The following is a 24,744-nucleotide window of genomic DNA, read 5'->3' on the forward strand; positions in this document are numbered from 1 at the left end:
CAAAACTAAGCATGATGCTTCATTTTCAGGTTAGTAGGTGATACTACTTTTATCAAGTTGGAAAATAGAGTGGCAATATTTACGTTGTGAGCAGTTCGGTAAATACTCTCAGTTGTGCAGACAGCAAATTATTCCTATACCTATAGTGTAGGGTTGGAGATAAAAAGGATTTTGTTATGAAAAAAACGAATGTGTCTTCGGATGAAATTGTCGATGCAGCACTCTCTCTTGCTAAAAAAAACTCATGGGAGCATGTAAGGTTATTTGATATTGCAAAGCAGCTTAAAGTTAGTCTGGATGATATCCATCATTATTTCCGCGAAAAGAATGAATTAGTGAGTGCTTTTTTTGATAGGGCTGACAAAGCAATGTTAGCGATGGCAGGGCAACCGGAAATAAAAGAGCTCAATACTCCAGAGCGCTTACATAAACTTTTAATGTCTTGGTTCCAGGTTTTACAAGCCAATCGTAGTGTTGCAAGACAAATGCTTGGGTCCCAGTTAGAGATAGGCCATATTCATGTGCAATTTCTTGCACTCTTGCGGGTAAGCAGAACAGTACAATGGTGGCGGGAGGCTGCTCAGCGCTCTGCAACCTACTCCCATCGTGCTATTGAAGAGACGGGTTTGACAATCATTTTTCTAATGACCATGACGTATTGGTTATGTGACAACTCAAAAGAAGCTCAAAATACTAGCCAGTTTTTGCAAAGAAAACTTGCTCGGGCGCGTTGTCTAAAGCAATTTACTAAGGATTTATGCCATCTTGGTTATTCATGCGGCGCTGTAAAAGATATAAAATCTAAGACCTGATGTAGTACTTTTTCATGCGTAGGCCTTGCCTTTTCTATCAGTAACCATTTGCGATTTCCTATAATGTTTGTATAATGTTCGGTTAATTTAATTCCAGGAGTGTGGTATGTCACTTTCTATTGTGCAACAGGCACTGACTTTTGATGATGTGTTGCTGGTTCCCGCCCACTCGACCGTGCTCCCGAAAGATGTTTTATTAAAAACCTTTCTGACAAGGGAAATTGAATTAAACATACCATTACTTTCAGCAGCAATGGATACCGTCACAGAGGCCCGTCTAGCCATTGCGTTGGCTCAGGAAGGAGGGATTGGGATTATCCATAAAAATATGAGTGCCTCGGCTCAAGCCGAAGAAGTCCGCAAAGTAAAGAAGTTTGAAAGTGGCATGGTTAGAGATCCCGTCTCAGTTTCACCTGGCATCACTGTGAAAGAATTGCTTGATGTGATGGCTAAATATAACTTTTCGGGCATGCCTGTGGTCGATGGCGATCGTTTGGTTGGAATTGTAACGAGTCGAGATATTCGTTTTGAAACCAACCTGTCTTTGCCGGTGCATGCTGTGATGACTCCTAAAGAGCGTCTAGTCACTGTAAAAGAGGGTGCGGGGCGAGAGGAAATTCTCAGTCTGTTGCATAAACATCGGATCGAAAAATTACTTGTGGTGAATGATTCTTTTAACTTACGTGGACTCATTACCGTTAGAGATATTCAAAAAGCCAAGGAAAATCCTTTTGCCTGTAAAGATAGTGCTGAGCAATTACGAGTAGGGGCCGCTGTAGGTGTTGGTGAAGGTACTGACGAGAGGGTTGCTGCTCTGGTTGATGCTGGAGTGGATGTGATTGTTGTTGACACAGCTCATGGTCATTCACAAAAGGTGGTTGAGCGTGTTTCCTGGATTAAAAAACAGTATCCTGATGTCCAAGTCATTGGTGGCAACATTGCTACTGCCGATGCTGCACGTGATTTGGTTGAAGCTGGAGCTGATGCGGTGAAGGTTGGTATTGGCCCTGGATCCATTTGTACTACCCGGATTGTTACGGGTGTTGGCGTGCCACAGATCACTGCCATCGCTAATGTGGCAGCAGGATTAAAGGGTAGTGATGTACCTATCATTGCTGATGGTGGTATTCGTTTTTCAGGTGATGTATGCAAAGCCTTGGCCGCCGGTGCTAACACAGTGATGTTAGGTGGTATGTTTGCTGGTGCAGAAGAGTCACCAGGAGAAATAGAACTCTATCAAGGTAGAACCTATAAAAATTATCGTGGCATGGGTTCTATTGGCGCCATGTCACAGGCTCAGGGTTCCAGCGATCGTTATTTTCAAGATGCGAGCCTTGGGAGTGAAAAATTAGTACCAGAAGGTATAGAGGGACGTGTGCCCTACAAAGGCCCAGTGCAAACGATTATCCAGCAAATAATAGGCGGATTGAGATCCTGCATGGGATATACTGGCTGTAAGACAATCGAAATACTTCACGATAAGGCTAAATTTGTGCAAGTCACGAGTGCCGGTATGCGTGAATCACATGTGCATGATGTCAACATCACTAAACAAGCCCCCAATTATCAAATCGACAGTTAGTTATGAAAAATTTAAAACAAAAACCCCTGGTTATTCTTGATTTTGGTTCCCAGTATACACAGTTAATAGCAAGACGAGTAAGAGAAATGGGGGTTTATTGTGAGATCCACCCCTATAACATTGATGTTCAAACGCTACAAGCGTTAAATCCTTGCGGTGTCATTTTATCCGGTGGACCTTCTACCGTTACCTTAGATACTAATCCTAGAGCTCCTGGATGGCTATTTGAATCAGGATTACCCTTGCTAGGCATTTGTTATGGCATGCAGACCATGGCCGTACAATTAGGAGGAGAAGTACAATCTTCTCCTATTCGTGAGTATGGTTACGCTGAGCTACGTTTGCATGGTCATAGTCCGCTTTTAGAAAATATTGAAGATAGGACCACTCCTTCCGGAGTCGCTTTACTCGATGTCTGGATGAGTCATGGTGATAAAGTCACGCGCTTGCCGCCCGGTTTTACAGTCATATGTGAAACGCGCAATGCACCCATCGCAGGAATGGTTCATGAGTCTCGTCATTGGTATGGTTTGCAGTTTCATCCAGAAGTCACTCACACGCTGCAAGGAATACGCATATTGCAGCGTTTTGTAATAGATATTTGCCAAGCGGATACAAGTTGGACTTCTGATAACATTATTGAACAAGCGATAATGAGTATCCGTCAACGAGTCGGAAAAGAGCACGTGCTTCTTGGCCTTTCCGGGGGTGTTGATTCGTCTGTCGTAGCGGCTTTACTGCATAAAGCCATTGGTGATCAATTAATTTGTGTCTTTGTCGATACAGGCTTATTACGTTTGCATGAAAAAGAACAAGTAATGACGATGTTTGGCGAGCATATGGGCATAAACATTATTGCCGTGGATGCTGAAGAAAAATTTTTAAATGCTTTAGTGGGGGTCGATTGTCCTGAAAAAAAGCGAAAAATCATTGGTCGTACGTTCATTGAAATCTTTGACGATGAAGCTCAACACATTCCCGATGTTAAGTGGTTAGCTCAAGGTACAATTTATCCTGATGTGATTGAGTCTGCTGGCACTCAAAACAATGGAGCTTCCATGGTGATTAAGTCTCACCATAATGTCGGTGGATTGCCTGAGACGTTGAAATTAAAATTACTAGAGCCAATTCGTGAATTATTTAAGGACGAAGTGCGAAAAATAGGTCTGGAACTTGGTCTTCCTTACGATATGGTCTACCGTCATCCATTTCCTGGTCCCGGTCTTGGTGTTCGTATTCTGGGTGAGGTTAAGAAAGAATACGCTGATATTTTACGTCAAGCCGATGCTATTTTTATTGAGGAATTAAAGAGTAATAATCTTTACCAACAAGTTAGCCAGGCTTTTGCGGTGTTTTTACCTGTTAAAAGTGTAGGTGTCATGGGCGATGGCCGGCGCTATGACTATGTTATTTGTCTACGTGCCATTGAGACGGTTGATTTTATGACTGCTCATTGGGCACAGCTCCCATGGGATTTCTTGGCCCAGGTTTCTAATCGCATCATTAACGAAGTGGGTGGGGTATCTCGAGTGACCTATGATATTTCTGGCAAACCGCCGGCGACGATTGAATGGGAATAAACGATCATTCGTGGATGGCCAGAGCTTATGAGTTAGCCCTTAAAGCCAAAGAGCAAGGTGAAGTACCCATCGGTGCAGTACTTGTCGATGCGAAGAATAATATTTTAAGCAGTGGTTGGAACCAGGTATTGCAATTGAATGATCCTTGTGCGCATGCAGAATTGATTGCCATTCGTGAGGCTGCAACCCAACTGCAAAATTATCGGCTGTTAGATACTACGCTATACGTTACCCTTGAACCCTGTTCGATGTGTGCGGGTGCTCTTGTGCATGCGCGTGTAAAGCGTTTGGTCTTTGCTACGCGTGATTTTAAAGCAGGTGCCGCGGGATCTGTGTATAACCTGCTGCAGGGTTATCCTTTAAATCATCAGGTCATCATTGATGAAGGAATCATGCAGAAAGAATGCGCTGTTTTGTTGGCAGATTTTTTTAAAAATCGCCGTTAAATCGTTCAGCAGCCATGACATGCCGGGTAGGTTTTACTCGATGTATTAATGATGGATATCGTTTTAAGGTATGATAAACAAAAACAGATTTATGTTTGTTCAAAACTTTTATTACCTTATTGAAATTCCATTCTTTTTTGAGGTATCAGTCCATCAATTTCATTTAACGCATCAAGGTATTTCTTTGCATCTATTTGATTACTACTGAATTCTTTAACGTCTGATGGAGATAAGTAAACTAGATCTTCAATAGACAGGTAGTGGGGACTATGAGCTTCAGTTATTGTACAATATAAAACCTTATCAGAAGTTTCAGGATTTTCAACAAATAACTGATAAACATGAACCGCTCCAGAAGATGTACTAATTTCCATTCTTTCTCTTGCAGCCTTTGGTAATTCTGAGGTTCCAATAAAAATATTTTCTTTGATTAGTTTAAAACCATCTTCTTTTATAGTTTGGCCTATCGATCCACCTTTTAAAATTTTATTATGAGCTTCTTGAAGCCAGTTAGGTAAAAAGTCAGAAAAGTTTACTACAGCACATGTTCTCATTATATGATTGGAGTGTAAATTTGATACTCGTATATTGCCTTCCTGAAAGAGCAACTCTACGCCATAATCACTAAAGAGAAACTTAATCCTTTCGCTATTTAGCATGCCTTTCATTTGATCAAGTTGTTTGGAACGCCTTGATGAAAAAGCCGAATTTTCTGTTAAGAAAAATCTATTATTATCTTTAGTTACAGTGATTTTTGAAAACATAAGAGTAATCCCTAAGTAATTGCAAAAATCAAATTGCATCATTATATGGCATGGTGATCAATAAGACTACTTTTTTGTGGTATGCCCTTGACTTTCACTTTTATCGTCAAGTCTGGATTAACTTATTGGAAAGGCAACCACATACTTTGCTTGTTTATAACTCAAGTCGTGTCATCCCCGCGCAGGCGGGGATCCATCCAGCAAATAAAATGATGTACCCTGTTGAGGAATGGATTCCTGCCTGCGCGAGAATGACACAATTTGCGTGATGAACGGACTTCAAGTAACGAGATAAAACTTATGCCGTAGCTGCCGATAATTCTGCAATTAATTTTTCCTTCAATAGTTTTTTCTCTTCTTGATTTAATACTTTTCCCGCTTTGGTTGTTATAAAAAACATATCTTCGACCCGCTCGCCGAAAGTGGCAATTTTAGCGTTGTGCAGACTAATATCCTGGGTTAAAAACACTCGGCTTATACTAGCAAGTAGGCCCGGTCTGTCGGTCATAATTAGAAATAAGCGCGTATGGTGATGTTGATTGTCCTCACTGAAGCTAATTTGTGGTCTTAAGTTAAAATGAGCTTGGGTGCGCGAAAGCCGTCGCCGGGTAATCGTAGGTAGTCCCGTCTTATTCATTAACTGCTGGGTCAATGCCTCTTGAATTGCGGCAATACGATTCTCATCAAAAAAAGCCTGATGTTGTTCATCCAGAATAATGTAGGTGTCTAAATCATAATTATTGTCGCAAGTTAAAATCGTAGCTTCTTGAATCGTTGTGTAATGATTACTAAGAACCGTTGTGGTAATAGTAAAGCGCTCGTCTCGATGGGGCATATAAATAAAAACTTCTGTGCCACCCTGGCTATGGTGCGGCATAATAAGAACAAGCGGGTACTTTTTGCACGTTAAAATCGCTTTGGTGTGCCTGGCGATTACCTCTGCTGGTTCATGCAGAAAATATCTGCTTTTAAAAGTCGCCCATAATGTGCTAATGCTTTCTTGCGAAAAACCCTCCTTGAGCAAAATTTGCATGGCTTGATTTTTTCGCGTATTGGTTACTGTTGCTTCATCAAGAAGATATTTCTCCTGGATGGCTTGCTGTACCCCGCGATACAATTCTTTTAGTAACGAATCTCTCCAGGTGTTCCATAGTTTTTGATTGGTGGCACAAATATCTGCAACGGTGAGTAGATAAAGATAATCGAGATATTCTGCTTGCGGTAATAAATCGCAAAATTGTTGAATCGTTTTGGGGTCATAGATATCTTGGCGCTGAGCGGTCTGTGAAAGAATTAAGTGATTACGAACTAACCAAACCAGTAACGCTCCTTCATATTCATTCAAACCATGGTTTAGTGAAAATTGATAGGCTTCTTTTGCTCCTAGTTCTGAATGATCACCGCCGCGGCCTTTAGCAATATCATGAAAAAGGGCAGCCAAATATAGAATTTCACGTTGTTTAATCGTGGGCATCAACTGTGCAGCCAAAGGAAACTGTTTGGCATATTCTGGTTTAAGAAAATTGGCAAGATTGCGAATAACAAACAATGTATGCTGATCCACAGTATACACATGAAACAAGTCATATTGCATTTGACCTGTGACTGCAGCAAAACAATCTAGATAGTGCCCTAAAACACCATGACGATTCATATGATGCAACGCTTCGTAGGGATCTTCGGTTTTAAAAATATTTATAAAACTGGTCGTAGCTGCTTTTGATTTGCGAAATTTTTCATTTAACAAGTAAAGATGTTCACGAATCAAGCGAATTGTTTTCGCACGTACGCCTTTAATATCTGGACGCTTAGCAATCCACAAAAATAACTCAAGGAGAGTAAGGGGTTTTTCGCTGAATACTCTGGGATGTTTAACTTCAATGTAATCGTTAATGACCTGAAAATTATTATCCAATGAAACAATTTTCTGCTGCTGATCATGAACTATCGCTTCAGCAAACCATTGTAGCAGCATTTCGTTGAGTTCGCGTATGCGTTTGATGATCTTAAAATAGTTCTTCATGAACTGCTCGACGCCTAATGAATGAGCTTCGTCAGTAAAATCAAAAAAATTGGCCAATTTCACCTGATAATCAAAAAGCAATCGTTCTTCTTGTTTGCCCGCCAACATGTGCAAGGCAAAGCGCGTTCGCCAAAGAAAATGCTGACAAAATATAAGTTCTTCATACTCCTTATCAGTGATAAAACCACTGGAAATGACTTCAGGCAATTTATTAATCCCAAAATGGCGTTTGCTGATACTTAACAAAATATGAATATCGCGAAGCCCACCTGGGCCGTTTTTCAGGTTAGGTTCAAGATTGTATGCTGTGCCACCATACTTGGCATACCTTTGCCTTTGTTCGTTGCGTTTGGCAAAAAAATACTCATCGCCTGGCCACATGTGTAATGGATGTATCTTATACAATAACTTTTCCATCAAGCTGCCACGACCAGCAATCAAATGCATATCCAGAAGACTGGAAATGACACTTAAATCTTTGCTAGCGAGAGCCGCGCAGGCGTCTGCCGTGGTAATTTGATGACTAACTTCTAATCCCACATCCCAAGCATCTTGAATAAAGGCTTGCGCGCGCTGTGAGTGTATTTTGGAGATCTGTTCGCTATGCAATAACAATAAGTCAATATCAGAATAAAGCTGCAACTCGCGTCGACCATACCCGCCCAGCGCTAGTAAGCAAAACTTATTTTCGAGATGAAGGTTATTTTTGTGAAACAAAATCAATAAAATTTCATCAATGAAGTTGACTAATTTGCGAGTGATTGTACTAATACTTACTTTTTGGCGAAACTCATCACAAAGTTCGTCCTTGAACTGTTTAATATGCTCTTTTAGGTGGCGATTATCGTTCTTCATCGCGCAAGGTCAGAATTTCTACCCCATCATCGGTGACTAATAGGGTATGTTCCCATTGAGCGGAAAGACTGTGATCTTTAGTGACTACCGTCCAGTTATCTGGCAGGAGTCGAGTATGGTGCTTTCCGACATTAATCATTGGCTCAATGGTAAATGTCATGCCTGGTCTTAAGATTTCTCCCGTATTAGGGATACCATAATGCAAAACTTGTGGATCTTCATGGAAAATTCGCCCGATTCCATGTCCGCAATAATCACGAACAACGGAGCAGCGATTTTTTTCAGCATGACGTTGTATAGCATGACCGATGTCCCCCAAATGAACACCGGGTTTTACCATGTTGATACCAATGAATAAACATTCATGCGCCACGTTGACAACATGTTTGGCTTTAATAGAGGGATTGCCTATAAAAAACATCTTACTGGTGTCACCATGATATCCATCTTTAATTACCGTGACATCAATATTAATGATGTCACCATCCTTTAATACCTTTTTGCCAGGAATTCCATGGCAAACCACATGGTTAATAGAAGTACAAATGGATTTAGGGAAACCGTTGTAATTAAGTGGAGCTGGAATAGCTCTCTGCTCATTAACAATGTAGTTATGACAGATCGTGTTTAATTCATCTGTGGTGATGCCTTCTTTGACATAAGGACCTATCATTTCCAAAACTTCGGCTGCAAGCCTACCTGCTACTCGCATCTTCTCGATTTCTTCAGGAGTTTTAATGGTTACTGCCATGGTTTAATCCGTAAAAACATCAATAGTAGCACATGCTTTCTATTCATCGAATATAATTAGTTAATTCTATTAATTATATAAAGAAAAAATCTGTTGTGTTTATGAGAGATTGCTTGTCCTAAGAACTCTGTGGTTTGACCGGAGAATTTAGGAATTCCAATCTTAGATCCCCCGGTCAAGCCGGGGGATGACGGTAGATAATTTCCTGATTTAACTCAACGGGCTACGCAGGTAGGTTGAAATTTCTAAGACTGAGTACCCTTATTTTGTTCCCATTGTTGTAGCATTTGTTTAAATTGAGATTTTTGTTGATCATTAAGAACATTGTAAATTTGCTGTTTTGCCTTGATCTTGGCTTTTATCATTTGCCCTAAAAGCTCTTTCTTTTGATCGATCAAGCTGTTTAATTTAGACTCATCCATGGTGCCAGATGTGATTAAATCATGAATTTGAGAGCGAATGGATTTCATTTGTTGCATATTGGATTGTTGGCTTTGTCGCAGTTGATCTTTGATGGCTTTAATTTTTGCTTGTTGTGATGAGTCTAGATTCAAGGACTGCATCATCTCCTTCATACGCTCCTTATGGGGACAACCGGAGCCCATCTTGTCTTTCATTTGATCAGATGTGGTTGAAGGAGTGGTTGTTGTTTGATCTGAAGTAGTTGACGTGGTGGCAAAAGCCATCGGTCCCATTATAAAAGATAAAGCAACTGCCGCTAGCGTTATTTTTTTCATTTTACTATCCTTAGTTAAACGTTGTTGTAAGACTTCCAACATCGAGTATAGACCAGATTTCCACTTTTTATGAAACTCAAATGAGCCATGATAAAAACTAGTTTAAAGTCAATAACGTTGCTGATTGTGCTGTGTTGTGGTATAACTACGGCGCTTTTAACGACACACACGTTTCGTCACATGCGGTGGGGTCCCGCTAGATGGGTACCGTATGGGAAACGTGGAGGCTTAACCCTGGAGAATATATGAACGTTAGCATGCGAGAACTTTTGGAAGCGGGCGCCCATTTTGGTCATAGAACCCGTTTCTGGAACCCCAAAATGGCTCCTTACATTTTTGGTTCAAGAAATAAAATCCATATTATTAATCTTGAAAAGACCCTACCCCTATTAAATGATGTGGTTAATTACGTCGGTCGTCTGGCCTCAAATAAGGCAAAGATTTTATTTGTGGGTACTAAGAGGGCAGCTCAGGATAGCATCCGTGAGCATGCAAAGCGCTGTGGCATGCCCTATGTTGACCATCGCTGGTTAGGTGGCATGTTGACCAATTGGAAGACAGTTCGTCAATCTATCTTTCGTTTGAAAGAATTGAAAGAAATGCGTGAAAAAGGTGCATTCGATCTGATGATTAAGAAAGAAGCACTAATGCTCACCAGAGAACTAGAAAAACTAGAGCGCGGTTTAGGTGGTATTGAAGACATGGGTGGCTTGCCTGATGCTCTTTTTGTTATTGATGTTGGTTTTGAACATATCGCAGTTGAAGAAGCTCGTCGATTGAAGATCCCCGTAATTGGCATCGTTGATACAAATAATGATCCGGACAATGTTGATTATGTGATTCCTGGTAATGATGATTCTATGCGTGCTGTAGATATTTATATCCGCTGTGTTGCAGATGCTATCCTTGATGCTAAGCAAGGAAGTACTATAGGTGGTGTATCATCAGACGCCGAATTTGTTGAAGTCCCTGTCAATGATAAAGAAGCAGAAAAAACAGGTGAATAATTCGTTTTCTTAAAGGGGAGGGGGCGCGTTGGCCAGGGTCTAGGTAAGATAGTAGGAATATCAACAGACCCTAGTTAACGTACCCCTTTTTGCTACGTGGAGGATTGAAATAATGTCGATTAGTGCTTCATTAGTGATGCAATTACGCGAACGTACTGGTGCTGGTATGATGGAATGTAAGAAATTTCTGACCATGACCAATGGTGATATTGAGCAAGCAATTATTGAAATGCGCAAAGCAGGACAAGCTAAGGCTGATAAAAAAGCAGATCGAGTTGCTGCTGAAGGGATCATCGTCATCGTTCGCGAAGCTCATGGAAAAACTGGCGTTATGCTTGAAATTAATAGTGAAACAGACTTTGTTGCTCGTGATGAAAACTTTACTCATTTCGCACAAAAAGTTGGCGAGACAGCATTGGCTTCTGGTGTGACTGATATTAAAGCGTTGGCAGACCAAACATTGGCTGGCAGTAATATCACTGTTGAACAAGCAAGACAGGAATTAATTTCCAAGATCGGTGAAAATATCAAATTGCGTCGTCTGGAAAGAATGTCTTCTGATGGTGTGATAGGTCACTATCTACACGGTACACGTATTGGTGTTATGGTGGCAATGAAAAACGGTGACGAAACGCTTGCTAAAGATATTGCTATGCATGTTGCAGCCAGCCGTCCTATGGTTGTCAACCGCGATCAAGTATCTTCCGAAGCCATTGAAAATGAACGTGAAATCTTTACGGCGCAAGCGCGTGAAAGCGGTAAGCCACAAGACATTATCGATAAGATGATTGAAGGCCGCATTAATAAATTTGTAGATGAAGTTAGTTTGCTTGGACAGCCTTATGTGAAAGATCCAAACAAAAAAGTCAGTCAGTTATTAAAGGAAAAAAATGCTGAGGTGGTTTCATTTGTCCGCTTTGAGGTGGGTGAAGGTATTGAGAAAAAGGAAGATAATTTTGTTGAAGAAGTAATGGCGCAGGTCCGTGATTAATGATGAGTGAGAATCAACCACAATTAAAATACAAACGCATCCTGTTGAAATACAGTGGCGAAGCCTTGATGGGTAAAGTGCAGTTTGGCATTGACCCTTCAATTCTTGATCGTATGGCCAAAGAGGTCGCTGAGCTTATTAGCATGGGAGTGGAAGTTGGTATTGTCATCGGTGGTGGCAATTTGTTTCGTGGCAAGGCGTTATCGGAAGCAGGTCTTGGTCGCGTCACCGGCGATCATATGGGGATGCTTGCAACGGTAATGAATGCTCTTGCTCTGCGTGATGCTCTGGAGCGCATTGATTTGCCAGCACGTATTATGTCTGCTATTCCCATACTTGGAATTGTGGATCCTTATCATCGACGCAAGGCAATTACTCACTTGCGAAATGGGCATGTGGTGATCTTCGCTGCAGGTACTGGCAATCCCTTTTTTACTACCGACTCAGCGGCTTGTTTGCGCGCGATCGAAGTAGGCGCAGATGTTGTTTTGAAGGCCACCAAAGTAGATGGAATTTACTCAGCAGACCCTATAAAGAATCCTCAGGCCATTCGTTATGATTATTTGACATATAAGCAAGTATTACGTGAAGGGTTGGAAGTAATGGATTTAACAGCCATTTGTTTATGCCAGGATCACGGTATGCCTTTGCAGGTATTTGATATGGCAATTCCAAATGCGTTAAAGAAAATCGTTCTCGGTGAAAGGGTTGGAACCATAGTAGGAGCAAACCATGATCAATGATATTAAGCAGGATGCTGAAAAGCGGATGAAAAAATCGATTGATACTTTGCGCAATGAGCTAACAAAAATTCGTACGGGTAGGGCTAATGTCAGTTTGTTGGATCATGTCCATGTTGATTACTACGGAAACCCGACACCTTTGAATCAGGTGGCCAATGTAATCGTCAGTGATTCTCGCACGTTGCTGGTAACACCTTGGGAAAAATCAATGGTGGCGGCAGTTGAGAAAGCCATCTTAACGTCTGATTTAGGGTTAAATCCTGCCACCGCTGGTAATGCTATCCGCGTCCCAATGCCTCCTTTAACCGAAGAGCGGCGTAAAGAGATGATCAGGGTTGTACGCAATGAAGGTGAGCAAGGACGAGTAGCGATTCGTAATGTTCGCCGTGATGCTAACAATCACTTGAAAGAATTAGTTAAATCTAAGGAGATCTCGGAAGATGACGAGCGTCGTGCCATGGAGGTTGTCCAAAAATTAACAGATAAATACATCGCTGAAGTAGATGCGATGTTACATGAGAAAGAAAAAGATCTCATGGAAATTTGATTGCGGTTCCTATTCCCTCTCCACCGCGCGTAGCGTGATGGAGAGGAGTGAGTCACCTCACCTCACCCACACATCCCCATTTGCTATCCCAAAAAACTTGCTTAAGTTTTTTATGATCGTTTAGTTTATCCACTAGATTGGCTACAGATTCATTTTTCGATGCAAAAACAATAATGTTAGCTGATTTTCGCACCGGTACAGCCAATGTAGCGTTTACGAAACTCTTTCTGATTAATTGGAATAATTCCCATTGTTCATTGCGGTTTGCCAAGTTAACGGCGAGTATGCCTTCGGGTGACAAGATCCTTTTGCAATTGTCAAAAAAACACTCGGTATTACAATGTTCCGGGAAGCTATCCCCACTAAACAGATCCACTAATACATGCTCAAACTGTCTGTCAGATTGTTCCACAAAGAGGTTGGCATCCTGGTGAATGATTTCGATGTGCGATAAACGATCCAGCATGAAAAAACGCTTGGCGATGTTAATGACATCGATATCATGTTCAACAATGGTAAGCTTAAGGTTATTTTTATATGGGGACAATGCGTGAGCGGCGCCACCCCCACCTAACCCTAACATACAACAGGTTGAAGGTTTGATGCGTACGAAGACAGTGAGGGGTTTAATATAATAAAGTCCAGGCCAATGAGGATAATATCTATTTATGAGCGTTTGCAATGCACTGCTGTTAAATTTTAACCAGCGAAATAAAAAATTCTGGTAAACCTGAGCTCCACAAGGGGATTGATAAATGCATCTCCCACAGAATGTTTTCCACATAATTAGTTGTTTATCTCACGCTGGAAAGGGTAAATAGACCCGAGTTTTAGGATATTGCTCAGTTCATCCAGAGCGGTAAAACACTCATCAATAAACAAGGGATCGCCTAATTCAGTGGCGTGTAGTTGCGAGCGATAGTGACGATTGATCCAAGCTTCGAGCGTGGCTAATAATTCTTCATTGATTAGAATCCCTTGATGCATTGCTGCGAGTTCTTTTTCCCCCAAAGGCACTCGCAAACGTAGACAGGCAGGGCCACCACCATTGCGCATACTTTGTTTAAGATCGAGGTAATGGACCTTTACAATAGGATTTGAACCATCAGCGATTAAAAGGTTAATTAACTCTTGTGCACGCTGACTTTGCTCGCATTCCTTAGGTGCAATTAACACCATCTGCTTTTTTTCATCTGTCCCAGGTAAGCTAAGTAGCTGAGAGTTAAAAAAATAAGTGCTCACTGCTTCTGCAACCGTTAATTGTTCAGCTTTAATTTCGATGATGTTGACTGAAAAATTCGCTTTAGCTTCAATTTCCTGCAAAACCTTTGCTTGTTCTAGCCAGGCCTCTTCATGAACCAATAAAACAGATTCATTTGCGACTCCAATCACATCATTGTGGAAAACGCCTTGATCAATGGTTTGCGGCTTTTGACAAGCAAAGATGATTTTCTGTGGATTTAACAAATGTGCTCGTGCAACAGCTTCAGACGCTTCAAGTGTTTGTCTTGCGGGATATTTAACAGGACCAGACTGACGAACGGTACTAAGCCCTCGCTTACCGTAAACAAATAAGCAAATAGCTGAGCTTCCATGGTGTTGACACAGCCTGTTGTGATTAGCAGCTCCCTCGTCACCGGTCATCGTACTTTTGGGCAGTACGGGGTGATGTTGGAAATAACGAGGATCCGCAAAAATACGTTGTAATAAATGGCTGGAGAAAGCTGCTTCTTGATGCCGATGTAAATTACTAATCAAATTGGCCGCAGTGAAATGCACACGTCCATCCTCAGTATCTAGGCTTGAGGACACGGTGGCAGCATTTGCTGCCCACATGCTTGAGGCTGAATAGCAGGCGCTAAGAAGTTCTGGAGCATCGTACAGTGCTTTTGTAACTTGCTGAGCAGGAGGGCCGGTGAAACCCAATTGATAAAGCAAATGCAAATTTGGCCGTTGGTGAGGTGGGAGAAGTGCCTGTTTTAAGCCCATTTCATAGAGTAAACGCATTTTAGCGAGGCCCTGCAAAGCGGCGGCTTTGGGATTGGAGAAACTCAAAGCGTTATTGATTGATGCAAGATTACCCGCTGCTAATCCAGCATAATGATGAGTAGGGCCTACAAGACCATCTAAATTGAGCTCAAAGGCTTGCATAATTATTCCAATTGAATACCAGGTAATAATTCATAGGGTATAGCTAAACTGTCCTGCTCTAAACTGGCAATTGGATAGGCGCAGTAATCCGCGGCAAAGTAGGCGCTTGGACGATGATTACCACTGCAACCGACCCCACCAAATGGAAGACTGCTTATAGCACCTGTTGTGGGTCTGTTCCAATTAATAAGTCCGGCTCGTACGGTGTTATAAAATTGTTCATATTTTTTCTCATCATCGCTTAGTAGTCCGGCTGCTAAGCCATAACGAGTGTGATTAGCTTTCGCTAGCGCTTCATCAAAATTGTCAAATCGATAGATTTGAGTCAGTGGGGCAAAAATTTCTTCATCAGGTGGGTTATCAACGTTGGTCATATCAACCACCCCTGGCGAAAGGAATCCAGTGTTTTCCTCCAATAAAGACATTTCTAGGAGAGATTGTCCACCCATTTGAGTCAATTTTTTTTGCGCCCCTAAATGCTTGAGGGCATGGTCATGGCTGATGACTGGTCCCATGAAGGGTTCTGGTTTTTGAGTGAAGGCGCCAACGTTAATGTTTTTACAAGCTTGAATAAATTGTGATAAAAATTCATCTCCCGCTGCGTTATTGCCAACAAACACTCGGCGCGCACAAGTGCAACGCTGCCCCGAAGTCATCATCGTGGATAAAAGCGTATGATAAACCGCTGCCTTCGTGTTTTTAACATTGTCGACAATGAGGGGGTTATTGCCTCCCATCTCAAGGGCTAAGATAACATCTGGTCTGCCAGCAAAATATTGGTGAATCGTTTTCCCCGCATGATAACTACCCGTGAAATAAAGCCCCTGAATATCAGAGTCTAAAAGCGCTTGCCCAGAGCGGACACCTCCCTGTATACAGTTAATGACCCCTTGGGGTAATCCGCTTTCATGCCAACATTGGATGATAAATTGCGCCACCGCTGGTGCTAATTCACTGGGTTTATAAATAACTGTGTTGCCAGCCAGAAGAGCGGGAACAATGTGGCCATTGCTCAAATGAGCCGGAAAATTAAATGCGCCAAGAACGGCTACAACCCCGTGCGGTTTATAGCGAAGATGCGCATTAGCATCAGCGGTTTTGGAGTGTGTTTCATTGGTGCGTTCCTGATAGGCTTGAATGGATAAATTGACTTTAGCAATGACTGAATTCACTTCTGTTTTAGCTTCCCATAAAGGTTTTCCGGTTTCTAATGCGATTAGATAAGCCAATTCTTGTTGTTTAGTCGTTACTTCCTTAGCAAAATTTTGTAGATAATGAACTCGTTTTGAGAACTCCAAAGAAGACCAGTAGGGGAGAGCAAGATGGGCTGCCTCACAAGCAGTAAACGCTTCTTCGTCTGTTGCTTGTGCACCTTGCCAAATAATGCTGCCATCGGCAGGGTTTATGGATTGCAAAGGCTTGCCTTCACCTTGCATCCAGCGTCCTCCGATGTAATGAATTGCTAAATTATTTTGTGGATTTGCTATCATGCTTTGGCTCGCTAAAAATAGTTGGTTCCTCGATTTGTGCAGGAGCTAAACGTAAACAATCTCCGCGTTTAACTTGTAATAGCTCAGCGGTTTTTTTACTGATGATGCAAGACGCGTGTTGTTCGTTTAAGATGGCTTGACTAATTGTTGCCCTGAAGTCAAGCTTAGTATTTGCTAACAATAATCGCTTAGCGCTAACCTCATCACTGAGATTTTTTACCGTTAAAACGCGACTCGCAACAATAGTACGAATTTGATTACAAGGCGCTTCAATGGTAGGTCCTGCATCAAAGATGTCGACATAGGAATTATAGCGAAAGCCTTCCCGTAGAAGGATGTTCATCGCAGGAACAGTAGATTGATGAGGCTTACCAATAACGGCTTGAGCTTCCGGAGAAAGCAATTTAACGTAAATGGAATTGCGTGGCATCAAATCAGCAATGAATTGCTTGTTCGTGGAGGCTGTTAACTGATCGGCTTCACTAAAAGGCATATGAAAAAAATGCCTCCCTACATTATCCCAGAAGGGCGAATGCCCCCATTCATCAGAGATACCGCGCATCTCTGCAATAATAATGGGCGCAAAGCGATTGGGGTAATGGGCTATGAATAAAAAACGGGCCCGTGAAAGTAATAAACCATTGCTATTATGTCGGTAAGCAGGTTCTAAAAAAAGAGTACAGATTTCGCTTCGACCTTGGTTGTCATTCACTAAGTTTAACACTTCATAATCGCTACGAATATTTAATGAGTGGCATATACGCGTGCGTTTGGAGAGTTTATAAGAATAAAAAGGCAAATCGTGTCCTATCGCAGACTCAATCCCTGAGATCCCAACAACTTCCCCTGTAGAAGGATCCTCCAGCACAAACATGTAATATTCACTGACAGGATGGTTGACGACTTTTTTAAAAGAGTCACAGGCCCACTTAAGCCGCTTCTGAAGAAGCTTTTTGTCTTTAGGAAGCGTTGTCATCCCAATTCCAGAATGCTCAGCCAGTTGAAAAATGGCATCAAGGTCAGATTCGCGAACAGTGCGAAATAGCATCATTTCTGTAATTCCTCAAGCCCGCCTTGAGCTAAATCAAACAGTAATAAAGCGCTAAGCGCTGTGCGCTCAACGAGACTGTTAAGCAAAATAAATTCCTCACTACTATGCACTCTCCCGCCGCGAACGCCTAACGTGTCGATGACAGCCAATCCATGTTGGGCGAGATTGTTACCATCGCAGCAACCACCGGTATTTCGCCAATCAAGATTTAAACCAAGTTGACGCCCGATCGCTTGTATTCGAGAAAATAAACGCTCCGTAGCGGGACAAATTTTTTTCACTGGACGATGAAAAGAGCCATGAAGGCTTAGTGAATAGCCAGGACGCTCCAATTTATGGATAATGTTATGAATTTGATCTCTTACCCAAAATTCATCCTCCGTTTGGCTAATACGGACATCCATTTTGGCCACCGCTTTATCTGGAACCACATTCAATGCAGTCCCCCCAGCGATTTTACCTACGTTGATGGTTACCCCCTCTTTTAGTCCATTAAGTGCATGGATAGCCGTTATCGCTTCTGCCAAATAGCAAATCGCATTACGTCCCTCATAAAAGGAGCGGCCTGCATGAGCCGTTTTGCCGGTGGCCACTAATGTCAGTTTGGCGCTACCACTACGATTTTTAGCAAAAGCTCCTTCGGCATCAGCGGCTGGTTCATAAACCAAGGCGGCTTGATAATCACGAGCAATTTCATCATATAAGGCACTGGATACGAGAGAACCAGTTTCTTCATCAGCATTAATAACGACATCCCAACCTAATGTCGAAGCAAGGGGTGATTCCTCAAATACACTAAGCGCATGTAAGATGACAATTAATCCTCCTTTCATATCAGTGACACCGGGGCCATTTATAGTATTTTCATTAACATACATGAGCTTTTGAAAGGGATGATTTGCTCCATATACAGTATCCATGTGACCAGCTAAAAGAACACGACGCTTAAGTTCGGGACGTTTACGAATAAAAAGAGCATCTCCACATTGTTGAATGGACGCTTCGCCTACCATATTCATGGTAGTGATGGCTGGAAATTGTCGGGTATGTATTTGATCTGCAAGGGGGGTAAAGGCTGTTTTTAAGGTTTTAAGCATAATAGCCAAACCTTGTAAATTTTCTGTTCCGGAATTAATTTCACAAAATCGATGTAATTGCTCTACCATGCTTGGCTTGCGGGCATCAAGGTAGGGTAACAAATCCTTTCTAACTTGGTCCATTTTGAAACTCGACGTACAAAGCTTATGACATTAACGTAAAAATTACACCTTCGCAACCTGCCAGTTACTTTAACGATAAATGAAAATCTTTGGGGTTATCCGTTGGTGCATATCCTTTACGATAAGAAAATGATTCACAGATATGTGACAGAATAATCCATGGCTTATCATCCGCTTTCTTAATTAGAATCCACGTGTGAGTAAGATCAGCTATGAGTTGTTGACTATAAGCTGCTGGAGATTGCCATGTTCGAGCATACCAGACACCTTGCGTTTCAATGGAAATTTTGTTGAATTCCAGGTGGCTTTTCTGACGTAGGCAATCAAATTTTTGATCAAAAAATATCAATTTACCTAGTTGATGATCAGCAAGACCAGCAATCCCCTTAAAAACGATATCACTACCGCGCAAACGAATCTCAAAATTCTCTGTATCGATAATGTTGACGAAAGCTGATATCGGCGCCCGGGAAGCATTTAAGTGATTAAAATGCTCTATAATTTTAAACGCTTCATCTTCCTGATTTATCATCTTAATCCTCACAAAATCTTAAAAAACTTACCAGAGACTAGCTTACGTAGCCGGGTGAAGGTCCGTAGACCGAAACCCGGGTTTCACTTCGTTTCACCCAGCTACGCAAGTTAATTCACTCCAATTAAGCGATGGGCTAATGAACTATTGGACTTTTATGGCTTGGGCATCGGGGTTTTCAAAAAGGCTTCTTTCTTCTTCGATGGGATTTTCATCTTTAAGATGCTGAAGCTCGTCTTTCACCTGCTTCATATTTCCTACTATTTGCGCTCGATGTTCGGCATCTTGGCCAGCTTTTAATGTTGCCAAGCCAGAGTGAAGCAAGTTTTTTACATGCCCGATTGTGGCGGCAAAAAGAACAGCCCCTGCGAGAGTCTTCATGAGTCCTGCAACGATATGCAAGGAAGGGTACTTGATACGAAGCTTATCTGCAAGTTCACTATACATTTTAGCTTTGTTTACATCACCAAGAGCAACAGCTGGTGTGAGAGCTACTGCTCCTAATAACGCTCGTTTCCCGCTTACTCCAAGATTTTTTTGCTGTTCTATTTGATTTAATATCTCTAAACCTTTTAGGATGTTAGGATTATGAGGATCCTTCTTCTGTGCTGCCTCCAATACATCTCTACTTTGTTTTATTTTTCGATCCAATAAATCGGCTACACGAGCATGTGGACAATTAAGATCTCGCCACTCAATCAACCAAGACCTTTTCTCATCCTCTATAAGCGTGTCATAATTAGCATTGACATAAGCATCAACGGCATTCCAGATGACTTTCAAATGATGGTTTATGCCACGTCCTTTTACCATAGTAGGAGCTGCATGTAATGTACGTTCGAATTCTTCTCTTGATAGTGGATGCTTGGTTTTAAAGGATTTCATTAGATTGTAAAAAGCTGAGGAAACACCCCCCCGATCAATAGCATCTTTACAGGAAAAGTTCATGCTCTCAGGTTTTAGTGTTTGAATAATGTGGTTTGTTAATTCAAATTTAATGAAGTGGAACCAAACGGCCTGCCGTTCAGCACTAGTTAATGTGTTTTTACCATCAAGACCTAGTTTCTTAAAACTTTTATTCAATAACTTTGTGAGCTTCTCTTTCTGCGCTTCAGCCGTGTAATCTCCTGATTCATTTTTAAATAGAAGCGCGCGGACTCTAGGACTAATATGAAAATCTTTGATTTTACTTTTCGGTGCAGGATCTGTGCTTTCGCTGGCAATGTTAAGGAATTCATTAAAAACGTCCTCGCGATCATGTTTGTCGTTGATCTTTTGATAATCATGTTTATCCATTAAACCTTTATCAGCTGGTAAAGTAATGACAGCGATATTTTTATGAGTGTCTCCTAATCTATGTAGGGCTTCAGTTAGGTTACGTTCCTTCTTCCCCGGGATATCCAATAAATCATCTCTGTCAAAGCCAAGAACATTAAAGTAAATGTGTGATATTTTTTCTTTGTCCTCTGCTCGTTCTTCTTTGACTTTCAGAAATCGTTCAAACAATGGACTGTGGCGTGGATCACCGTTATGGCGTTGTCCTTGGGTTCCAAAGCGATATTCTTTGGGGTATACGTTCTTTTTATCCTCCTTGGTGTGTTCAAGCTTGGTGTATTCAAAATGACGTACCGTAGCTATGCTTGTATCGTGCTGTGGTTTAAAATTACCAGACAGTGTTGATACGGTGGCACCATATAGACTTCCAGCTTCGGCGGGGGATTGAGCATTCTTATTTATTTTATCCCCTTCATCTTTTACCCACTCTGTAATCCCCTGTTCTATTTCTTGGCTTGCGGGGGTATGTTCCAAAGGAATATGTTGAATGACTTTAAAGGTTTCTTCGAGATTTGAATTGTCATTGTCATAAATGGAAAAAATAAAATCATCCAGGGCTGTTATTTTTTCATGTATTGTTTCGGGAGTGATAATCTTTTTATATTGGCGCATAAATGATGCACCTGCAATTTCTTCCATGCCTTTCTCATGTAGTTTTAATTGCTCCCATCTTGCATGATTAAGACTATCATCCTTGAGTTGGGCTTTTAATCTTTCTCTGCGATCATCATAGATTTTTTTAATATTGCCTTCTACTTCAGTAAAAAATTGTTTATAAACATCGGCATAGGGAAAACGCTCATTGTATTCAGAATGGCTTTGTACAGCCTCAAGGCGTTGTTTTAAGCTATCTGAAAATTCTTCCATGACATAAGGAGTCAGTGATAGCTTTTTTAAGTATCGGTAACAATTTCGATTGTGTAGACTATCGCTAGTCATTCTCATTACATCAGTAGTACGGCTAGACATTTCGATCGCTTCCTGTTTGTTTACCTATCTACTTATTTTAGTATTTAATTATTAACAAATTATGATATAAGCCTTAATTTGCGCTAAAAATAAGGGTTGATAAACTCAATGGAAACATCAGTATATCCACTGCTTAGAAATACACATCCTCAATGGCAGGCAATTCTGAGTATAGCTTTGGAGCAGGTTGATCAGGATTATCTTCTTAGATTACAAGAGGACCAAGATTGGTTGCCTGGTCTTAAAAACTTATTTGCAGCATTTAGTCTTCCTTTGAGTAAGACGAAGTATATTCTGCTGGGAGAGTCTCCCTATCCCCGACCCGAGTCTGCAAATGGTTATGCATTTTGGGATAATGCTGTGCATTCGTTATGGAGTGCAAATGGATTAAGCAAAGAAGTGAACCGCGCCACTTCGTTAAGAAATTGGATGAAAATGCTTCTCGTCGCACGTGGTGATCTTAAAGATGATTTATCCCAGGAGGCAATTGCAAGGTTGGATAAAGCCCATTTTTGTAAAACAGCAAACGATTTTTTTACCTCTTTAATGAAAAAAGGATTTCTGTTGTTGAATGCTTCCCTAGTTTATAGTGAGGGTGAAGTGCGTTTCCATGCTCGTCAATGGAAACCTTTTATGAATAGTTTGTTAAATCAACTTGCTGCGTATAACCCTTCTTTACAGCTCATTATATTTGGCAATATTGCTAAAGAAATACCACAAACGAAACTTTTTCCTTGCTTAATTGCAGAGCATCCTTACAATTTAGGTTTTATACATAACCCCCAGGTCTTGGAATTTTTTAGACCGTTGGACTTGCTAATTTGCCATGAATAGTAAATCTACCATTGATCCGGAAGAGATTGCCAAATTTTCCCAGCATGCTGACGATTGGTGGGATAGAGAAGGGCCATTGAAAACCTTGCACGATATCAACCCTGTGCGTCTTGAGTTCATAACAAACATTTGCCCTTTAAAAAATATGAGGGTTTTAGATGTGGGTTGTGGGGGAGGAATTTTAACGGAAGCCATGGCCAAATTAGGTGCACAAGTGGTTGGTCTGGATGTGACAGAAACTGCATTGAAGGCTGCTAAGGCACATGCGTTAAAGAATAAATTATCAATCGATTATGTTTGTTGCCCTATTGAGGAGTATGAAGGCGAAAAATTCGATCTCATCACGTGCATGGAAATGCTAGAGCATGTACCTGAGCCGCAAGTCGTTATTAACCATTGTGCACGTTTATTAAAATCAAATGCATATCTTTTCCTGTCAACGATTAATCGAACATTCAAAGCTTATGCAACGGTCATTTTAGCTGCGGAGTATTTACTTGGCCTACTACCCAGACAAACCCATGATTTTGAAAAGTTCATTAAGCCAAGTGAATTGGCTACGATGATACGAGCAGCGGGCTTGGAGTTTTCAAGCATTGCCGGTGTGAGCTACAATCCCTGGACTCGGGAAGCAAAGCTACAAAACTCAGTGGCAGTGAACTATTTGATCTCTTGCTTTAAAGCCTGAGCCTTTTTATCCCCATATCGTTGCTGATAACGTTGATGGGCATATTTTGCTTGCTCCTCAGTAACGACATCAACCTCATTACCATACAGATCAACTCGCGCTGCATTCGGTTTTTGGCAGTTTAAATAGGCTGGCGATGAACTGTAATAGCTTAGGGCCTCCCGCAAGGCTTTTTTGCTGAAGGGTGGTGTGTCCAGGCGCTCATAGAAGTCAATGATTTCATCAAATATACCTATCTGTAATGGTTTGACTTGGTTCCCTTTTTTAAAGAACGCGCCTGGGAAATGCTCGATTAACCAATCAATAATTTGCAATTTGTCTTTCTTAGCGCTTTCGTGCTGTTGATTCATCGTTTTTTTCTCTGCTGAAGGCAATTGAACCTCAACTAAACTATCATAAATTAGTGGTTTGGCAAGTTGGTTTTGCTATTTTGTCTCGTGTCTCTTGGGATACTGGCTTGCTGTAGACCAAGAAATTTCTCAATCTATGGTAAGAAATAAGCATTATTAAGACGCAAACAAATCCTATTTTAAGTTTAACTCATTGAATACTAAGTATTAATTTAAAAAAGATGAAAATAATGCTTTGACGCATTTAAAATAAACAGCCTTGCACACTAAGATACCAATTGCTAAATTTTAGGTATGACTTCAACGGACTGAAGTCTCACAAAGGGAATTGTAATCATAAGGAAATGATGGTCAGGGATGAATATCGGGGTTAGGATGATCTCGATTGGAGACTGCGAAGCCAGGGCGTGTCCCTGGCTTTCTCTTTTTATACGGTAGCGTAACCGGAATGGGAAAGATAATAACTATCCGGATAGTAGGCAAAAACGACTGAGCCATCTTTAATCGTATTAATGACAGGCTTTGCCAATGTCTTAGCGATAGATGGGCAACCCCAGCTTCTGCCTGCTCGACCAGCTTTTTTGATAAAATCGGGCTCTACATACCAGGCGCCATGAATAACCACGCGGCGACTATAGGCGTTGTCGTTGAAGCCACGCTCTAAACCTTGTAGGTTTAAGGAGTACCCTTTGGAGCCTATATAAGTGTTGCGTGTAATGTATGTACCCAGGCTACTCTCTTTGCTAGAGGGTTTGTTGGAAAAATGACGGGGTACATCAAGACCAGAATTACGGCCATGAGCTACATAGGTGTTGTATAAGAGACGCTCTTTGCGAACATCAAAAACCCACATGCGTTGTTTGTTAGAGGGTAAGGAATAATCTATGACGGTAAGTACGGGTTTCTTGACCGCACCTTTAGCTGCAGCTTTTTGATAGGCTGTGAGCGCTAGCTTCAGAACTTTTTTATTAAGTTGAGGAGCTTTCCGACTTAAGTGTTGCACCTCTTGATTAATATCAAATCCAGCTTTGGCTGGCAGAGGGGCAGCGTGAGTCATGTTCGTGGAAAAAAAAGCTGCTGAAAGTAAATTTAATATTGTATTCATAACACTCCTTTTTTCTTTGTTAAATCGCATGAAATAAGGTCTAACAAAGTTGGTGATTATATTTACAACTGACACAAATGTAAAATCATGGAGGGCATTTATAAGGCATTTGGTTGAATTATTATTCAAATCAGCGACTTAGAGGAGCTCGGGGTTTTTCTATCTGTACAAATATAATTCA

The 24,744-nt window shown here is 41.3% G+C and carries 23 protein-coding genes; 10 read left to right on the forward strand and 13 right to left on the reverse strand.

Annotated elements, in window-relative coordinates:
• The first annotated feature begins 176 nt into the window (after positions 1-176).
• From CKV79_RS06310 to tadA, 4 genes are all read left to right on the forward strand, one after another.
• Complete coding sequence (locus CKV79_RS06310; RefSeq protein ID WP_028373107.1) at positions 177-812, forward strand: TetR/AcrR family transcriptional regulator; 636 nt, start codon at positions 177-179, stop codon at positions 810-812.
• A 106-nt stretch (positions 813-918) separates the two neighbouring features.
• Positions 919-2,394, forward strand: coding sequence for an IMP dehydrogenase (guaB, locus tag CKV79_RS06315; RefSeq protein ID WP_028373106.1), 1,476 nt, complete (start codon positions 919-921; stop codon positions 2,392-2,394).
• 2 nt (positions 2,395-2,396) lie between these two features.
• Positions 2,397-3,974, forward strand: coding sequence for a glutamine-hydrolyzing GMP synthase (gene guaA / locus CKV79_RS06320; protein WP_028373105.1), 1,578 nt, complete (start codon positions 2,397-2,399; stop codon positions 3,972-3,974).
• A gap of 14 nt (positions 3,975-3,988) precedes the next feature.
• The gene (tadA, locus tag CKV79_RS06325; RefSeq protein ID WP_095141747.1) at positions 3,989-4,420 is read left to right on the forward strand and encodes a tRNA adenosine(34) deaminase TadA; all 432 of its coding nucleotides are present in this window, start codon (positions 3,989-3,991) and stop codon (positions 4,418-4,420) included.
• Positions 4,421-4,536: 116 nt separating this feature from the next.
• On the opposite strand, the gene CKV79_RS06330 is transcribed toward tadA, so the two are convergent.
• The 4 genes from CKV79_RS06330 to CKV79_RS06345 form a co-directional block, all read right to left on the reverse strand.
• The gene (locus CKV79_RS06330; protein ID WP_028373103.1) at positions 4,537-5,184 is read right to left on the reverse strand and encodes a hypothetical protein; all 648 of its coding nucleotides are present in this window, start codon (positions 5,182-5,184) and stop codon (positions 4,537-4,539) included.
• A 298-nt stretch (positions 5,185-5,482) separates the two neighbouring features.
• Positions 5,483-8,062 carry a [protein-PII] uridylyltransferase gene (gene glnD, locus CKV79_RS06335; RefSeq protein ID WP_028373102.1) on the reverse strand — a complete coding sequence of 860 codons (2,580 nt, stop codon included), beginning with the start codon at positions 8,060-8,062 and terminating at the stop codon, positions 5,483-5,485.
• Positions 8,049-8,813, reverse strand: a complete 765-nt coding sequence (gene map, locus CKV79_RS06340) for a type I methionyl aminopeptidase (protein ID WP_028373101.1) — start codon at positions 8,811-8,813, stop codon at positions 8,049-8,051. Before map ends, glnD begins: the two co-directional genes overlap by 14 nt.
• Positions 8,814-9,058: 245 nt before the next feature.
• Positions 9,059-9,550 carry a Spy/CpxP family protein refolding chaperone gene (locus CKV79_RS06345; RefSeq protein WP_051546150.1) on the reverse strand — a complete coding sequence of 164 codons (492 nt, stop codon included), beginning with the start codon at positions 9,548-9,550 and terminating at the stop codon, positions 9,059-9,061.
• A gap of 245 nt (positions 9,551-9,795) precedes the next feature.
• Here CKV79_RS06345 and rpsB point away from each other — a divergent pair, with 245 nt between their 5' ends.
• The 4 genes from rpsB (at position 9,796) to frr (ending at position 12,838) form a co-directional block, all read left to right on the forward strand.
• Positions 9,796-10,557, forward strand: coding sequence for a 30S ribosomal protein S2 (gene rpsB / locus CKV79_RS06350; RefSeq protein WP_028373100.1), 762 nt, complete (start codon positions 9,796-9,798; stop codon positions 10,555-10,557).
• Positions 10,558-10,666: 109 nt separating this feature from the next.
• On the forward strand, positions 10,667-11,548 hold the full coding sequence (gene tsf / locus CKV79_RS06355; RefSeq protein WP_028373099.1) for a translation elongation factor Ts: 882 nt from the start codon (positions 10,667-10,669) through the stop codon (positions 11,546-11,548).
• Positions 11,548-12,291, forward strand: a complete 744-nt coding sequence (pyrH, locus tag CKV79_RS06360) for a UMP kinase (protein ID WP_028373098.1) — start codon at positions 11,548-11,550, stop codon at positions 12,289-12,291. Before tsf ends, pyrH begins: the two co-directional genes overlap by 1 nt.
• Positions 12,281-12,838 carry a ribosome recycling factor gene (gene frr, locus CKV79_RS06365; protein ID WP_028373097.1) on the forward strand — a complete coding sequence of 186 codons (558 nt, stop codon included), beginning with the start codon at positions 12,281-12,283 and terminating at the stop codon, positions 12,836-12,838. The genes pyrH and frr overlap by 11 nt, the downstream gene beginning before the upstream one ends.
• A 52-nt stretch (positions 12,839-12,890) precedes the next feature.
• Here frr and CKV79_RS06370 read toward each other — a convergent pair whose 3' ends face one another.
• The 7 genes from CKV79_RS06370 to CKV79_RS06400 form a co-directional block, all read right to left on the reverse strand.
• The gene (locus CKV79_RS06370; protein WP_028373096.1) at positions 12,891-13,622 is read right to left on the reverse strand and encodes a spermidine synthase; all 732 of its coding nucleotides are present in this window, start codon (positions 13,620-13,622) and stop codon (positions 12,891-12,893) included.
• 2 nt (positions 13,623-13,624) lie between these two features.
• Complete coding sequence (gene astB, locus CKV79_RS06375; protein ID WP_028373095.1) at positions 13,625-14,989, reverse strand: N-succinylarginine dihydrolase; 1,365 nt, start codon at positions 14,987-14,989, stop codon at positions 13,625-13,627.
• 2 nt (positions 14,990-14,991) lie between these two features.
• Positions 14,992-16,479, reverse strand: coding sequence for a succinylglutamate-semialdehyde dehydrogenase (gene astD / locus CKV79_RS06380; protein WP_051546149.1), 1,488 nt, complete (start codon positions 16,477-16,479; stop codon positions 14,992-14,994).
• Positions 16,457-17,530: an arginine N-succinyltransferase gene (gene astA / locus CKV79_RS06385; RefSeq protein WP_051546148.1), complete on the reverse strand. Its 1,074-nt coding sequence runs from the start codon at positions 17,528-17,530 to the stop codon at positions 16,457-16,459. The genes astD and astA overlap by 23 nt, the downstream gene beginning before the upstream one ends.
• Positions 17,527-18,750, reverse strand: coding sequence for a hydrolase (locus tag CKV79_RS06390; protein ID WP_028373093.1), 1,224 nt, complete (start codon positions 18,748-18,750; stop codon positions 17,527-17,529). The genes astA and CKV79_RS06390 overlap by 4 nt, the downstream gene beginning before the upstream one ends.
• A 64-nt stretch (positions 18,751-18,814) precedes the next feature.
• Positions 18,815-19,282, reverse strand: coding sequence for a hypothetical protein (locus tag CKV79_RS06395; protein ID WP_035915415.1), 468 nt, complete (start codon positions 19,280-19,282; stop codon positions 18,815-18,817).
• 144 nt (positions 19,283-19,426) lie between these two features.
• Positions 19,427-21,586, reverse strand: coding sequence for a hypothetical protein (locus CKV79_RS06400; RefSeq protein ID WP_131796070.1), 2,160 nt, complete (start codon positions 21,584-21,586; stop codon positions 19,427-19,429).
• Between the two features lie 108 nt (positions 21,587-21,694).
• Here CKV79_RS06400 and CKV79_RS06405 point away from each other — a divergent pair, with 108 nt between their 5' ends.
• Positions 21,695-22,420, forward strand: a complete 726-nt coding sequence (locus CKV79_RS06405; protein ID WP_028373091.1) for a uracil-DNA glycosylase family protein — start codon at positions 21,695-21,697, stop codon at positions 22,418-22,420.
• Complete coding sequence (ubiG, locus tag CKV79_RS06410; protein ID WP_028373090.1) at positions 22,413-23,108, forward strand: bifunctional 2-polyprenyl-6-hydroxyphenol methylase/3-demethylubiquinol 3-O-methyltransferase UbiG; 696 nt, start codon at positions 22,413-22,415, stop codon at positions 23,106-23,108. Before CKV79_RS06405 ends, ubiG begins: the two co-directional genes overlap by 8 nt.
• Here the strand turns inward: ubiG and CKV79_RS06415 are convergent.
• Positions 23,081-23,458, reverse strand: coding sequence for a ProQ/FINO family protein (locus CKV79_RS06415; protein WP_028373089.1), 378 nt, complete (start codon positions 23,456-23,458; stop codon positions 23,081-23,083). The two genes, ubiG and CKV79_RS06415, sit on opposite strands and share 28 nt — an antisense overlap.
• A 427-nt stretch (positions 23,459-23,885) precedes the next feature.
• Complete coding sequence (locus tag CKV79_RS06420) at positions 23,886-24,563, reverse strand: murein L,D-transpeptidase catalytic domain family protein (RefSeq protein ID WP_028373088.1); 678 nt, start codon at positions 24,561-24,563, stop codon at positions 23,886-23,888.
• Positions 24,564-24,744: the final 181 nt, after the last annotated feature.

The sequence above is a fragment of the Legionella lansingensis genome, from assembly GCF_900187355.1.
Lineage (GTDB): Bacteria > Pseudomonadota > Gammaproteobacteria > Legionellales > Legionellaceae > Tatlockia > Tatlockia lansingensis.

Bases quoted from the DNA above. Each gene is read 5' to 3' on its own strand.
- CKV79_RS06420 (WP_028373088.1), bottom strand. From the start codon at position 24,563: ATGAATACAATATTAAATTTACTTTCAGCAGCTTTTTTTTCCACGAAC.
- pyrH (WP_028373098.1), top strand. From the start codon at position 11,548: ATGATGAGTGAGAATCAACCACAATTAAAATACAAACGCATCCTGTTG.
- guaA (WP_028373105.1), top strand. From the start codon at position 2,397: ATGAAAAATTTAAAACAAAAACCCCTGGTTATTCTTGATTTTGGTTCC.
- ubiG (WP_028373090.1), top strand. From the start codon at position 22,413: ATGAATAGTAAATCTACCATTGATCCGGAAGAGATTGCCAAATTTTCC.
- astA (WP_051546148.1), bottom strand. From the start codon at position 17,530: ATGATGCTATTTCGCACTGTTCGCGAATCTGACCTTGATGCCATTTTT.
- CKV79_RS06345 (WP_051546150.1), bottom strand. From the start codon at position 9,550: ATGAAAAAAATAACGCTAGCGGCAGTTGCTTTATCTTTTATAATGGGA.
- CKV79_RS06310 (WP_028373107.1), top strand. From the start codon at position 177: ATGAAAAAAACGAATGTGTCTTCGGATGAAATTGTCGATGCAGCACTC.
- CKV79_RS06405 (WP_028373091.1), top strand. From the start codon at position 21,695: ATGGAAACATCAGTATATCCACTGCTTAGAAATACACATCCTCAATGG.
- CKV79_RS06395 (WP_035915415.1), bottom strand. From the start codon at position 19,282: ATGATAAATCAGGAAGATGAAGCGTTTAAAATTATAGAGCATTTTAAT.
- CKV79_RS06400 (WP_131796070.1), bottom strand. From the start codon at position 21,586: ATGTCTAGCCGTACTACTGATGTAATGAGAATGACTAGCGATAGTCTA.
- map (WP_028373101.1), bottom strand. From the start codon at position 8,813: ATGGCAGTAACCATTAAAACTCCTGAAGAAATCGAGAAGATGCGAGTA.
- glnD (WP_028373102.1), bottom strand. From the start codon at position 8,062: ATGAAGAACGATAATCGCCACCTAAAAGAGCATATTAAACAGTTCAAG.
- CKV79_RS06330 (WP_028373103.1), bottom strand. From the start codon at position 5,184: ATGTTTTCAAAAATCACTGTAACTAAAGATAATAATAGATTTTTCTTA.
- astD (WP_051546149.1), bottom strand. From the start codon at position 16,479: ATGATAGCAAATCCACAAAATAATTTAGCAATTCATTACATCGGAGGA.
- CKV79_RS06390 (WP_028373093.1), bottom strand. From the start codon at position 18,750: ATGGACCAAGTTAGAAAGGATTTGTTACCCTACCTTGATGCCCGCAAG.
- CKV79_RS06415 (WP_028373089.1), bottom strand. From the start codon at position 23,458: ATGAATCAACAGCACGAAAGCGCTAAGAAAGACAAATTGCAAATTATT.
- guaB (WP_028373106.1), top strand. From the start codon at position 919: ATGTCACTTTCTATTGTGCAACAGGCACTGACTTTTGATGATGTGTTG.
- astB (WP_028373095.1), bottom strand. From the start codon at position 14,989: ATGCAAGCCTTTGAGCTCAATTTAGATGGTCTTGTAGGCCCTACTCAT.
- tadA (WP_095141747.1), top strand. From the start codon at position 3,989: ATGGCCAGAGCTTATGAGTTAGCCCTTAAAGCCAAAGAGCAAGGTGAA.
- rpsB (WP_028373100.1), top strand. From the start codon at position 9,796: ATGAACGTTAGCATGCGAGAACTTTTGGAAGCGGGCGCCCATTTTGGT.
- CKV79_RS06370 (WP_028373096.1), bottom strand. From the start codon at position 13,622: ATGTGGAAAACATTCTGTGGGAGATGCATTTATCAATCCCCTTGTGGA.
- frr (WP_028373097.1), top strand. From the start codon at position 12,281: ATGATCAATGATATTAAGCAGGATGCTGAAAAGCGGATGAAAAAATCG.